The following is a 12,642-nucleotide window of genomic DNA, read 5'->3' as shown; positions in this document are numbered from 1 at the left end:
AGATGGATACACAGACGTTCGCGGCCCGGCTGCGCGCCGAGACCCGCGACGCGCACCAGAGCGCCGAGTCCCAGCGGTACGTCTCCGCGCTCACCGCCGGTGAGCTCGACGTGGCCGGCTACACCGCGCTCGTCGTCGCGCACCACGGCATCTACGCGGCGCTGGAGGGCGTCGCGGAGACGATGCGCGAGGACCCGCTGGCCGGCCCGTTCGTCGACGACGCGCTGACCCGGCTGCCCGCGCTCGCCGCCGACCTGCGGTTCCTGCTCGGCCCGCGCTGGCGCGAGGTGATGGAGCCGGTCCCGGCCGCTGTCGCGTACGCCGCGCGGATCACCTCGGCCTGCGCCGGATCGCCCGAGCGGTTCATCGCGCACCACTACATCCGCTATCTCGGCGACCTGTCCGGCGGGCGGCACATCGGGCGCTGCGTGGCCCGGTACTACGGGGTGACCGGCGAGGCCGGGGCGTCGTTCTACCGCTTCCCGCGGATCACCGATCCGAAGTCGTACAAGGACGCCTACCGGGCGAGGCTGGACGCGCTCGCGCTGGACGAGACCGGCCGGGCGGCGCTGCGCGACGAGGTGCTGGTGGCGTACGAGCACAACATCGCGGTCTTCACCGACCTGGGTCGCCTGGTGGCGGCGGGCAGCCGGGAGGGCGCCGCGTGAGCGCCGGTTTCCCGCCGGAGGTGGTCGCCGCCGTCAGCCGGCACATGAACGACGACCACGCCGGGGACGCGCTGCTGATCTGCCGTACGCTCGGCGGCCGGCCGGACGCCACCGCGGCCCGCACCACCGGCCTGGACGCCGACGGCATCGACTTCGCCGTCACCGTCGGCGGCACGGAGGTTCCGGTGCGCGTCCCGTTCGCCCACCGGCTCACCGAACGGGCGCAGATCCGCCGGGAGGTGGTGCGCATGTACCGGGAGGCCTGCGACCGGGCCGGCGTACCGCCCCGCCCGGCCGGCTGAGCGCCGGGACCGTCCGGGCCGCGGAAACCCGGTCGGCCGCCGCGCCGCCGCGGCGTACAGTCCGCCGCATGGCTGTGGACACGAGGCCGGCGGTGCGCGCCGGCCGATTCCGGCTGCTCCCGCTGGGTGTGGTCTTCCTGACCGTCGGTCTGTCCACCGCCGTGGTGCTGCCGTTCCTGTCGCTGTTCCTCGACCGGGAGGTCCACGCCAGTCCGTTACGGGTGACCGTGTTCCTGGTCGTCGCGCCGCTGTCCGGGGTGGTCGCCTCCGCGCTGATCGGCCGGCTGTCGGACCGCCTGCCGATCCGGCGCGCGCTGCTGGTCGGCGCCGCGCTGGCCGGCGTGCTGGGCGCGGGCCTGACCGCGTACGTCCGGGACTACTGGATCCTGCTGGGGTTGACCGCGACCGCCACCGCGCTGGCGAACTCGCTGTTCCCGCAGTCGTTCGCGTACACCCGGGCGCTGTTCGACAGGGACGATCCGGCGCGGGCGGCGTTCGGCGTCAGCCTCATGCGTACCGTGTTCTCGGTCGCCTGGGTGGCCGGGCCGGCGCTGGCCGCGGTGCTGCTCGACGTCGGCGGCTTCCGCCTGGTCTACGGCATGGCCGCCGTCATGTACGCGCTGGCCGCGCTGGTGGCCGCGTTCCGGCTGGAGGAGCTGCCGCTGCCGGCGAGGCCGGTCGCGGCCGATCCGGACGGCGCCGCGCCCGGCCCGCGCGGCGCGTCCCGGCTGCGGCTGGCGCTGACGGCGCTCACGTTCGTGCTGCTTCAGTGTCCGCTGACGGTCGGTGTGCAGGCGATGCCGCTGTTCATCGACACCGAACTGCACGACGACCCCTCCCGCGCCGGGCTGGTGCTGGGCCTGTGCGCGGCGCTGGAGATCCCGCTGATCCTCGGGCTGGGCGCGCTGACCGCGCGGGTCCGGCTGCGGCCGCTGATCCTGGTCGGCGGCGCCTGCGGGGTCGCCTACTACGCGGCCGCCGCGCTGGCGCCGAGCGTGCCGTTCCTGCTGTTCGCGCAGCCGGTGAACGCGCTGTTCATCGCCGCGGTGTCCGGTGTCGGGATCGCCTACGTGCAGGATCTGCTGCCGGGCGAGCCGGGCCGGGCCACCACGCTGTTCACCAACACGTTTCCGATCGGCGCGATGCTCGCCGGGCCGCTGCTCGGGCTCTCCGCGCAGGTCGGCTACCGGTGGGCGTACGGCATGAGCACCGCGCTGTGCGCGGCCGGGCTGCTGGTGCTGGTGCTGACCCGGCCGCCCGCGCGGGCGGCCGGGTCGGTGCCCGTGGGCGGGTGACCCACGGGCACCGGGATCAGCTCGGGGCGGGCGGGCGGCCGGCGGTGGCCGCGATCAGCAGGGACAACTCCCGGACGAGGTCGTCCATGCTCTGCCCACTGCTCGCCCGCACCAGGCCGAGAGCCAGGTCGGCGAGCAGGTAGAAGCCGAGGGTCCGGGCCTGCTCGCCGGGGAACGCGGCGAGCAGATCCTCGGCACCGGCGAGGTCACCCCGGTGCTTGGCCGCGATCACCCCGGCGGCGCGCTGCACCAGTTCCGCCGCCTCGGGGGTGGGCCCGCTCACCGGATCAGATCTTCGGCGTCGCGGCGCGGGCGGCGTCGAAGCGTGCGATCACGTCCGACCAGTTCACCAGGTTCCACAGCCGGTCCACGTAGTCCGGACGCACGTTGCGGTACTGCAGGTAGTAGGCGTGCTCCCAGGCGTCGAAGACCAGCAGCGGCGTGGTGCCCTGGCCGACGTTGCCGTGGTGGTCGTAGACCTGCTCGACGATCAGTCGCTGTCCCAGCGGCTCCCAGGCGAGTACGCCCCACCCGGAGCCCTGCACGCTCTTCGTTGCCGCCGACAGCTGGCCGGCGAACGCGTCGAACGAGCCGAAGTGCTCGTCGATCGCCGCGGCCAGCTCGCCGTCCGGGCGGTCACCGCCGTCCGGCGACAGGTTCCCCCAGAAGATGGTGTGCAGCACGTGCCCGGACAGGTTGAACGCGAACGTCTTCTCCAGCCCGACCAGCCGGCCGAAGTCGCCCTTCGCACGCGCCTCCGCGAGCTGCTCCAGCCCGTCGTTGGCGCCCTTGACGTACGCCGCGTGGTGCTTGCTGTGGTGCAGTTCCAGGATCTCGCCGGACATGGCGGGCTCCAGGGCGCCGTAGTCGTAGGGCATGTCGGGCAGGGTGTAGAGCGCCATCGATCCTCCACTTTGTTGCTGCATCTTTGCTGTTGCCAACATAGTGCAACAAGGTGGCCGACGGTGCTCCCATCCCGCGCGTCCGGTCAGTGGCGCCGCACCAGCACCACGTGGTCGATCAGCTCGCCGGTCTGCCCGTCCGGGCCGGTGGCGGTACGGCGCGCCGCGCCCAGCCGCTCGGTGTCCCAGCCGTCCGGGTCGAGGCTCATCGCGGCCAGAATCTCCTCCGGTTCGGCGAACCGGTGGTGGCCGGTGTCGGGCCCGGCCCAGGGCGGCGGCGCGCCGTGCTCGACCACGAGCAGCCGGCCGCCGGGAGCGACCGCCTCGGCCGCCGGGGGCAGCACCTTCTCCCGGGGCAGGACCAGCGGCGACTGGAAGAACTGCGCGGACACCAGGTCGTACCGGCCGGGCGGGAAGCCCTGGGTGAGGTCGTGCCGGACGGTGGTGATCCGGTCTGCCACGCCGGCCCGTTCGGCCTCCACCGCGAGGCGGTCCAGCGCGACCGACGAGATGTCCACGGCGGTGACCCGCCAGCCCCGCGACGCCAGCCACACCGCGTCGCCGCCCTCACCGGAGCCCAGGTCGAGCACGGTGCCCGGGGGCAGCGCGCCGGCCACCTCAGCCAGCACCGGGTTGACCCGGCCGCTCCAGATCCGGTCCCGCTGGCCGTATCGCTCGTCCCAGAACCGGGCCGGGTCGGTGTCCGCCGCCGGGTGCTCGTGGTGGTGCCCCGTCATGTCCGCCTCCTCGCCGCCGGGCGTCGGGCCGCCCGGGCCCCACCATCGTGCGCCGGGGGCCATCGGGCAGCAAGGAACCTTGCCGTTCCGGCAAATACTTCCGGGCGGCAGCCGCCTCGGAATATACCCCCCGGGGTATGCGCTACAGTTGTCGTATCGCCCGACATCACTGCGCGAAGGAGTGCGGCTCATGTTGTTCACCCAGTACTACCTCGACTGCCTGTCCCAGGCCTCGTACCTGATCGCCGACGACCGCACCGGCCGGGCCGTGCTCGTCGACCCCCGCCGGGACATCGACGAGTACCTCACCGACGCCAAGGCGCACGGCCTGACGATCGAGGGCGTCATCAACACCCACTTCCACGCCGACTTCCTCGCCGGGCACCTTGAGGTGGCCGCCGCGACCGGCGCGTGGATCGGCTACGGGCACCGGGCCGAGACCGAGTACCCGAGCCGCAAGCTCACCGACGGCGAACGGATCAGCCTCGGCGACGTGACCCTGGAGATCATGGAGACCCCGGGCCACACGCCGGAGTCGATCAGCATCCTGGTCTACGAGCGCGCCGACGACCCGGTCCCGTACGGCGTGCTGACCGGCGACGCGCTGTTCATCGGCGACGTGGGCCGCCCCGACCTGCTCGCCTCGCTCGGCGTGACCGCCGAGGAACTCGGCCGCATGCTCTACCACAGCGTGCAGCACAAGCTGATGGGCCTACCCGACGAGGTGCGCGTCTTCCCCGCCCACGGCGCCGGCTCGGCCTGCGGCAAGAACCTGTCCACCGAACGGCAGTCCACCATCGGCGAGCAACGCCGCACCAACTACGCCTGCGCCCCGATGAGCCAGGAGCGCTTCCTCGCCCTGGTCACCGGCGGTCAGCCCGCCGCGCCCGGCTACTTCGCCTTCGACGCGGTGCTCAACCGCAAGGCGCGGGAGCTGTTCGACCACGCCCGGCCGGCCCGCCCGCTCCCCCCGGCCGAGTTCCTGGCCGCCCGGGCCGACGGCGCCGTCGTGGTCGACGCCCGCGACCCGCAGGAGTACGCCGCCGGGCACCTGCGCGGCGCGCTCAACGTCCCGGCCGACGGCAGGTTCGCCGAGACCGCCGGCAGCGTCGTCGCTCCCGACCGGCCGGTGCTCGTGGTGGCCCCGCAGGACCGCGAGGAGGAGATCGTCGTCCGCCTCGCCCGGATCGGCTTCGACCGGGTGATCGGCTACCTCCGCGAACCCGACAACGCCTTCCTGGAGATGGTCACCGAGATGACCCGGGCCAGCCGGATCACCGCCACCGAACTGCGCGACGCCCTCGACGGCCCGGACGCGCCGGTGGTGCTGGACGTCCGCAACGCCGGCGAGCGGGAGCAGGGCGCGGTGGACGGTTCCCGGCACATCCCGCTGGCCGAGCTGACCCACCGCCTCGGCGAGGTGCCCGTGGGGCGCCCGATCGTCGTGCACTGCGCCGGCGGCTACCGCTCCTCGGTCGCCGCCAGCCTGCTGCGCAACGCCGGTCACGCCGACGTGTCCGATCTGCTCGGCGGCTACGGCGCCTGGCAGGACCTGCACGCCACGGCGTGAGGCACGGATCCGGGCCGCCAGGATTAGCACTCCCCTCGCATGGGCAGACATTTGTCATCGGACACGCGATCGAGGGAGCTGACGGCATGGCGAAGGGCGACATCGACACCTACCAGCAGGACGGGCAGTGGAAGAACCGCCCGGAGGGCAACGAGCGCGCGAGCAGCCGCCACGACACCAAGGCGGAGGCGGAGGCGGCCGGCCGGGAGATGGCGGTCGAGCGCGGCACCGAGCACGTGATCAAGAAGCAGGACGGCACCATCGGCGAGAAGAACACGTACCCCCGCGAGCGCGACCCCCGGGACATTCCGGGCTGAGCCCCGCACGCACGTCACGGCGCCGGACCCGCACGGGTCCGGCGCCGTAGCGCGTACCGGCGGGTAGTGAGTGGCTGGCTAAAAAGTTTTGTTCGGTTCCTACAACGGCTCCCGCTCAGGCTTCGGCCGTTACGACATGGCGCCGTACGCGCGCAGGCGGAAGGGTGAGGCAAGCCGGGGGCATCGTCGCCGCCCGGCGCGCCACCGTGGTTCTATCGAAGGGGACGGTCACGTGTTCACCCGTGTCGCCATCGTCAACCGTGGTGAGTCCGCGATGCGGCTCATCCACGCGGTCCGGGAACTGGCCGCGGAGACCGGCAGCCGGATCGAGACCGTCGCGCTGTACACCGACGTCGACCGTACCGCCACCTTCGTCCGCGAGGCGGACGTCGCCTACGACCTGGGCCCCGCGTCCGCCCGCCCGTACCTGGACCTGAAGGCGCTGGAACGCGCGCTGGTGGAGACCGGCGCGGACGCCGCCTGGGTCGGCTGGGGTTTCGTGGCCGAGGACCCGGCGTTCGCCGAGCTGTGCGAGAAGATCGGCGTGACGTTCGTCGGGCCGAGCCCGGACGCCATGCGCAAGCTCGGCGACAAGATCGGCGCGAAGCTGATCGCCGAGGAGGTCGGCGTGCCGGTCGCGCCGTGGAGCCGCGGCGCGGTGGAGAGCCTGGAGGACGCGCTGCGCGCGGCGGCCGACATCGGCTACCCGCTGATGCTGAAGGCCACGGCGGGTGGCGGCGGGCGCGGCATCCGGGTGATCCGCAGCGACGCCGAGCTGGCCGACGCCTACGAGCGCACCAGCCAGGAGGCGGCGCGGGCGTTCGGCAGCGGCGTGGTGTTCCTGGAGCGCCTGGTCACCGGCGCCCGGCACGTCGAGGTGCAGGTGATCGCCGACGGCCAGGGCACCGCGTGGGCGCTCGGGGTACGGGACTGCTCGGTGCAGCGGCGCAACCAGAAGGTGATCGAGGAGTCCGCGTCGCCGGTGCTCGCCCCGGAGCAGGCGGCGGAGCTGAAGGCCTCGGCGGAGCGCCTGGCGGTGGCGGTCGGCTACCGGGGCGCGGCCACTGTCGAGTTCCTCTACCACCCGGGCGACCGGCTGTTCGCCTTCCTGGAGGTCAACACGCGCCTTCAGGTCGAGCACCCGATCACGGAGGCGACCACCGGGTTCGACCTGGTCAAGGCGCAGTTGCACGTGGCCGGTGGCGGCCGGCTCACCGGCGAGCCGCCGGTCGAGCGCGGGCACGCGATCGAGGCGCGGCTCAACGCCGAGGACCCGGACCGCGACTTCGCGCCCTCCCCCGGCCGGATCACCCGGCTGGACCTGCCCGCCGGGCCGGGCATCCGGGTCGACACCGGAGTCAGCGAGGGCGACACCATCCCGGCCGACTTCGACTCCATGATCGCCAAGATCATCGCGTACGGCCGGGACCGGGACGAGGCGCTGGGCCGCCTGCGCCGGGCGATGGCGAACACCACAGTGGTCATCGCCGGCGGCGCGACGAACAAGAGCTTCGTGCTCGACCTGCTCGACCAGCCCGAGGTGATCGACGCCAGCGCGGACACCGGCTGGATCGACCGGGTACGCGGCGAGGGCCGCCTGGTCGCGCACCGGCACTCCGCCGTCGCGCTCGCCGCCGCCGCGATCGAGGCGTACGAGGAGGACGAGACCGCCGAGCGGCAGCGGTTGCTGTCCACAGCGGCGGGTGGACGCCCGCAGGTGCAGCACCGCAGCGGCCGGCCCCTGGACCTGAAGCTGCGCGGCGTGACCTACCGGATGCGGGTGGCCCGGGTCGGCGCGCACCGGTTCCGGGTCGGTGTCGAGGCCGGTGGCGACGTGCGCACTGCCGACGTCGAGCTGGACCGCTTCGACCGGCACACCGGCCAGATCGCCGTCAACGGCGCCCGGTTCCGCCTGCTCACCGACACCCACGGCCCGGTGCACCTGGTCGAGGTCGACGGCGTGACGCACCGGATCAGCCGCGACGAGGGCGGCGTGGTGCGCTCCCCCATGCCGGCGCTCGTGGTCGCCACGCCGCTTGCGGTCGGCGCGGAGGTCGAGGCCGGCGCGCCGGTGCTGGTGCTGGAGGCGATGAAGATGGAGACGGTGCTGCGCGCGCCGTTCCGGGCCCGCCTCAAGGAGTCGTCGGTTCAGGTCGGCACCCAGGTGGAGGCGGGTGCGCCGCTGCTGCGTCTGGAGCCGCTCGTGGAGGAAGGCGCCGAGGCCGCCGACGGCCCGGCCGGTCCCGCTGTCGAGCTGGACCTGCCGGCGCCTGCGGCGGACGTGCCGGCGCGGTCCCGGGCCGAGCGCGGCCAGGAGGACCTGTGCGCGCTGCTGCTCGGCTACGACGTCGACCCGCACGACGAGCGCCGGGTGCTCGACGACTACCTGGACGCGCGACGGGCGGCCACCGAGGCCGGGCACCGGCCGCTGGCCGAGGAGCTGGAACTGGTCGGCGTCTTCGCCGACCTGGCGGAGCTGAGCCGCAACCGTCCCGGCGACGACGGGCCGGCCGGGCACGTGCACAGCGCCCGCGAGTACTTCCACACCTACCTGCAGAGCCTCGACGTCGAGCGGGCCGGTTCCCCGGACTCGTTTCGGGCCCGCCTCGCCAAGGCGCTCGCCCACTACGGCGTCACCGAGCTGGACCGCTCCCCCGAGCTGGAGGCCGCGGTCTTCCGGATCTTCCTGGCCCTGCAGCGGGCCGCCGCGGACGCCACGGTGATCGCCGCGCTGCTGCGCTCGTGGCTGCGCGAGCCGCCGCCGGACGAGGCGCTGCGCGAGCCCGCCGGCCTCACCCTGGAGCGTCTCGTCGCGGCCACCCAGGTCCGCTTCCCGGTCGTCGCCGACCTGGCGCGCGGCGTGGTGTTCGCCTGGTTCGCCCAGCCGCTGCTGCGCCGCAACCGGGCCCGGGTCTACGCGCGGGTCCGCGCGCACCTGCGGCACCTCGACACGCACCCGGACGCGCCGGACCGCGCCGACCGGGTCGCCGAGATGGTACGCAGCACCGAGCCGCTGGTCCGGCTGCTCGGCCAGCGCCTGGTCCGCGACGACCTGGACAACGCGACGATGCTGGAGGTGCTGACCCGCCGCTACTACGGCAACAAGGCGCTCACCGAGGTCACCACCCGGGCCACCGGTGGCTGCACGTTCGTGGTGGCCGGGCGGGACGGTTCGAGCGTCGTGTCGGCGGCGGTGCGGTTCGACGCGCTCGGCGACGCGCTGCGCGGACTGGCCGAGGTGGCCGGCGACCGCGACGCCGTCGACGCGGACGTCTACCTGTCCTGGGAGAACCAGCCCGAGGACTTCGACGCCACCGCCGCCGCGCTGCTCGACGTGCTGAACGCGCACCCGCTGCCGGCGGCGGTACGCCGGATCACCACCACCGTCGCCGGGCGCGGCGGCGCGGTGATGCACCACCACTTCACGTTCCGGCCCGGCGAAAACGGGATGGCCGAGGAGCGCCTGATCCGCGGCCTGCACCCGCACATCGCGCAGCGGATGCAGCTGGAGCGGCTGCGCGAGTTCGACCTGACCCGCCTGCCGTCGCTGGACGAGGAGGTCTACCTGTTCCAGGCGGTGGCCCGGCAGAACCCGTCCGACCAGCGGCTGGTCGCGTTCGCGCAGGTACGCGACCTGACCGGGCTGCGGGAGCAGGACGGCCGCCTGGTGTCGCTGCCCACCACCGAGGACACGGTGGCGGCCTGCATCGACTCGATCCGCCGGGCGCAGTCGCGGCGGCCGTCGAAGTCGCGGTTCCCGACCAACCGGATCGTCATCTACGTGTGGCCGCCCAGCGAGCTGACCCGCGAGGAGATGGAGCTGATCGCCGGCCGGGTACGCCCCACCACGGTGGGCGCGGAGCTGGAGGAGATCCTGTTCATCGCGCGCCAGCGCGACCGCCGTACCGGCGAGCTGACCAAGGTCGGCGTGCGGATCACCTTCGACGTCACCGGGCACGCCCGGCTGGACGTGGGTGAGCCGCCGAGCGAGCCGGTCGAGCCGCTGGACGAGTACCGGCTGAAGGTGCTGCGGGCGGCCAGCCGCAACACCGTCTACCCGTACGAGCTGACCGGGCTGCTGGGCGACTTCGTCGAGCACGACCTGGACGCGGACCACCAGCTGGTGCCGGTGGACCGGCCCAAGGGCCGCAACAGCGCGGCGATCGTGGCCGGCGTGGTCACCACGCCGACGCCCCGCCACCCGCAGGGCGTGACCCGGGTGGTGCTGCTCGGCGATCCGACCAAGTCGCTCGGCGCGCTGTCCGAGCCGGAGTGCCGGCGGGTGATCGCCGCGCTGGACCTGGCGCAGCGGATGGGCGTGCCGCTGGAGTGGTACGCGCTGAGCGCCGGCGCCCGGATCTCGATGACCTCCGGCACCGAGAACATGGACTGGGTGGCCGCGGCGCTGAAGCGGATCGTCGAGTTCACCCAGGACGGCGGCGAGATCAACATCGTGGTCGCGGGCATCAACGTCGGCGCCCAGCCGTACTGGAACGCCGAGGCGACGATGCTCATGCACACCAAGGGCGTGCTGGTCATGACGCCCGACTCGGCGATGGTGCTCACCGGCAAGCAGTCGCTGGACTTCTCCGGCGGCGTGTCCGCCGAGGACAACTTCGGCATCGGCGGCTACGACCGGGTGATGGGCCCGAACGGGCAGGCGCAGTACTGGGCGCCGGACCTGCCGGGCGCGCGGGACGTGCTGATGGCGCACTACGACCACACGTACGTCGTGCCGGGCGAGCACGCGCCGCGCCGGGCCGTCACCATGGACCCGGTGGACCGGGACATCTGCGGCTACCCGCACGCGGTGGCCGGCAGCGACTTCGCCACGGTGGGCGAGATCTTCTCCGCCACCGCGAACCCGGACCGCAAGAAGCCGTTCGACATCCGTACCGTCATGCGGGCCCTCGCCGACCAGGACCATCCGGTGCTGGAGCGGTGGGCGGGCATGGCCGACGCGGAGACCGCTGTGGTGCAGGACGTGCACCTGGGCGGCATCCCGGTGTGCCTGCTCGGCATCGAGTCGCGGTCGGTGCCCCGGCACGGCTTCCCGCCCACCGACGGCCCGGACACCTACACCGCGGGCACGCTGTTCCCGCGCTCGTCGAAGAAGGCCGCGCGGGCGATCAACGCGGCCAGCGGCAACCGGCCGCTGGTCGTGCTGGCGAACCTGTCCGGCTTCGACGGCTCACCCGAGTCGATGCGCAAGCTCCAGCTGGAGTACGGCGCGGAGATCGGCCGGGCGATCGTCAACTTCCGCGGCCCGATCGTGTTCTGCGTGATCTCGCGCTATCACGGCGGCGCGTTCGTGGTCTTCTCCAAGGCGCTCAACCCGGACATGACGGTGCTGGCGATCGAGGGGTCGTTCGCCTCGGTGCTCGGTGGCGCGCCGGCCGCCGCCGTGGTGTTCGCCGGTGAGGTCGCCGCCCGCACCGCGGCCGATTCCCGGGTACGCGAGCTGGAGGGCCGGGTGGCGTCCGCCACCGGTACCGAGCGGGCCACGCTCAGCGCGGAGCTGGACGAGCTGCGCGGGTCGGTGCGGGCGGAGAAGCTGGGCGAGGTGGCCGCCGAGTTCGACCGGGTGCACAGCATCCAGCGGGCGGTCGAGGTCGGCTCGGTCGACGCGGTGATCCGCGCCGCCGAGCTGCGGCCCCGGGTCATCGAGGCGATCGAGGCGCACCTGCGCTGACACGTTCCGCGACGTCCCACGGCGGACGGGCCTTCGGGTCCGTCCGCCGTTTCGCGTGCGCCGGTCCTTGACGGTCGTCCGGTGACATGGTGTGCTCAGATGGTAATGGAAACCGTGTTCGTTAGAGCTGCCGGAGGACCCATGTCGCTCACCGTTCCGCCCGCCCTGCTGCACGCCGCCGAGACCGGTCCCGTCGACGAGGAGGCGTTCGTCGCCTGTGTCCGCGACTCCCTGCCGTACGCCTGGGAGACGGTCAGCCGGGTCGCCGCCGACCTGGCCGCGACCGACGCCGAGTTCGCCGACAACGTCGTACCGCCGCCCGGCGACGCCGAGCGCGGGCAACTGCTGCGCGCGATGGCCAGCGACGCGATCCGCGCCGGCCTGGAGCGGCACTTCGGGATCACGCTGGCGTTCCAGAACTGCCACCGGGTGGCCGCGTTCCGCCCCGGCGCGGCCGGCTCCGAGGCGTACCGCCGGTTCACCTCCAGCCGCGGCCAGTTGCTGAACCAGTCACCGGCGCTGCGCAACTGCTGACCGGCGGTCCGGCGCGGGCGGGTCACCGCCCGCCCGCGGCGGTGGCTCAGGCGGCGCAGCGGTCGCAGGTGCCGAAGATCTCCAGGGTGTGCCCGACGTCGGTGAAACCGTGCTGCGCGGCGACCTGGTCGGCCCACCGCTCCACGGCCGGGCCGGCCACCTCCACCGCACGGCCGCAGCGGCGGCAGACCAGGTGGTGGTGATGGCGGCTCTGGCTGCACCGCCGGTAGAGGTGCTCGCCGCCAGGCAGCCGCGCCGAGTCGATCTCGCCGTTGTCGACGAGCAGCTGCAACGTCCGGTAGACGGTGGTCAGACCCACCTTCGCCTGCCGCTGCACGAGCATCTGGTGCAACTGCTGCGCGCTGTGGAAGCCGTCCAGCTCCCGCAGCAGCGCCAGCACCTCGGCGCGCTGCCGGGTGTTGCGGGTCGCCCCGGTCGTCGCCGTCACCGTCCGCCTCCCTCGTCCGGGCGCCCTCTCCGGCCACGGCCGCGCCCGGCGCGCCACGTGACACCCGGAACCATTATGCCTTCCGGGCGCTCCCCGGTCCCCGGTCGCGGTGAGCCCGGGTGGCATGTGACGCGACCGACTCCCCGGGCCGGAACTATCCGCGGCGCCGCCCCGACC

General features: G+C 73.5%; 11 protein-coding genes. 7 read left to right on the top strand and 4 right to left on the bottom strand.

Going from position 1 to position 12,642, the window contains the following annotated elements; genetic code table 11:
* Positions 1 to 2: 2 nt before the first annotated feature.
* From A4R25_RS31690 to A4R25_RS04145, 3 genes are all read left to right on the top strand, one after another.
* Positions 3 to 668 (top strand): heme oxygenase (biliverdin-producing), encoded by a 666-nt coding sequence (locus A4R25_RS31690; protein ID WP_064445661.1) that lies wholly within the window; start codon positions 3 to 5, stop codon positions 666 to 668.
* Complete coding sequence (locus A4R25_RS04150) at positions 665 to 970, top strand: DUF2470 domain-containing protein (protein WP_013286808.1); 306 nt, start codon at positions 665 to 667, stop codon at positions 968 to 970. The genes A4R25_RS31690 and A4R25_RS04150 overlap by 4 nt, the downstream gene beginning before the upstream one ends.
* Positions 971 to 1,038: 68 nt before the next feature.
* On the top strand, positions 1,039 to 2,265 hold the full coding sequence (locus A4R25_RS04145) for a sugar efflux transporter (RefSeq protein ID WP_231915424.1): 1,227 nt from the start codon (positions 1,039 to 1,041) through the stop codon (positions 2,263 to 2,265).
* Between the two features lie 16 nt (positions 2,266 to 2,281).
* On the opposite strand, the gene A4R25_RS04140 is transcribed toward A4R25_RS04145, so the two are convergent.
* The 3 genes from A4R25_RS04140 to A4R25_RS04130 form a co-directional block, all read right to left on the bottom strand.
* The gene (locus A4R25_RS04140; RefSeq protein ID WP_064445659.1) at positions 2,282 to 2,548 is read right to left on the bottom strand and encodes a hypothetical protein; all 267 of its coding nucleotides are present in this window, start codon (positions 2,546 to 2,548) and stop codon (positions 2,282 to 2,284) included.
* Positions 2,549 to 2,552: 4 nt separating this feature from the next.
* Positions 2,553 to 3,167: a superoxide dismutase gene (locus A4R25_RS04135; protein WP_064445658.1), complete on the bottom strand. Its 615-nt coding sequence runs from the start codon at positions 3,165 to 3,167 to the stop codon at positions 2,553 to 2,555.
* A gap of 86 nt (positions 3,168 to 3,253) precedes the next feature.
* Positions 3,254 to 3,904, bottom strand: coding sequence for a bifunctional 2-polyprenyl-6-hydroxyphenol methylase/3-demethylubiquinol 3-O-methyltransferase UbiG (locus A4R25_RS04130; RefSeq protein WP_064445657.1), 651 nt, complete (start codon positions 3,902 to 3,904; stop codon positions 3,254 to 3,256).
* Positions 3,905 to 4,094: 190 nt separating this feature from the next.
* Between A4R25_RS04130 and A4R25_RS04125 the strand changes: the two genes are divergently transcribed.
* From A4R25_RS04125 to A4R25_RS04110, 4 genes are all read left to right on the top strand, one after another.
* Positions 4,095 to 5,474 carry a rhodanese-like domain-containing protein gene (locus A4R25_RS04125; RefSeq protein ID WP_064446464.1) on the top strand — a complete coding sequence of 460 codons (1,380 nt, stop codon included), beginning with the start codon at positions 4,095 to 4,097 and terminating at the stop codon, positions 5,472 to 5,474.
* Positions 5,475 to 5,560: 86 nt separating this feature from the next.
* Entirely contained in the window at positions 5,561 to 5,791 is a 231-nt protein-coding gene (locus A4R25_RS04120; RefSeq protein ID WP_043323386.1) for a DUF2188 domain-containing protein, read from the top strand.
* A gap of 232 nt (positions 5,792 to 6,023) precedes the next feature.
* Entirely contained in the window at positions 6,024 to 11,483 is a 5,460-nt protein-coding gene (locus A4R25_RS04115) for a carboxyl transferase domain-containing protein (RefSeq protein WP_064445656.1), read from the top strand.
* Positions 11,484 to 11,624: 141 nt separating this feature from the next.
* A complete protein-coding gene (locus A4R25_RS04110) occupies positions 11,625 to 12,017 on the top strand; it encodes an SCO5389 family protein (RefSeq protein ID WP_043323383.1) in 393 nt (130 codons plus the stop codon).
* A 46-nt stretch (positions 12,018 to 12,063) separates the two neighbouring features.
* Here A4R25_RS04110 and A4R25_RS04105 read toward each other — a convergent pair whose 3' ends face one another.
* A complete protein-coding gene (locus tag A4R25_RS04105) occupies positions 12,064 to 12,465 on the bottom strand; it encodes a Fur family transcriptional regulator (RefSeq protein WP_043323380.1) in 402 nt (133 codons plus the stop codon).
* Positions 12,466 to 12,642 lie beyond the last annotated feature (177 nt).

This window comes from Micromonospora sp. NBRC 110037, from assembly GCF_001652995.1.
Lineage (GTDB): Bacteria > Actinomycetota > Actinomycetes > Mycobacteriales > Micromonosporaceae > Micromonospora > Micromonospora chalcea.
Note: the sequence above shows the minus strand (reverse complement) of the source record. Positions and strands in the feature narration are given on the sequence as shown.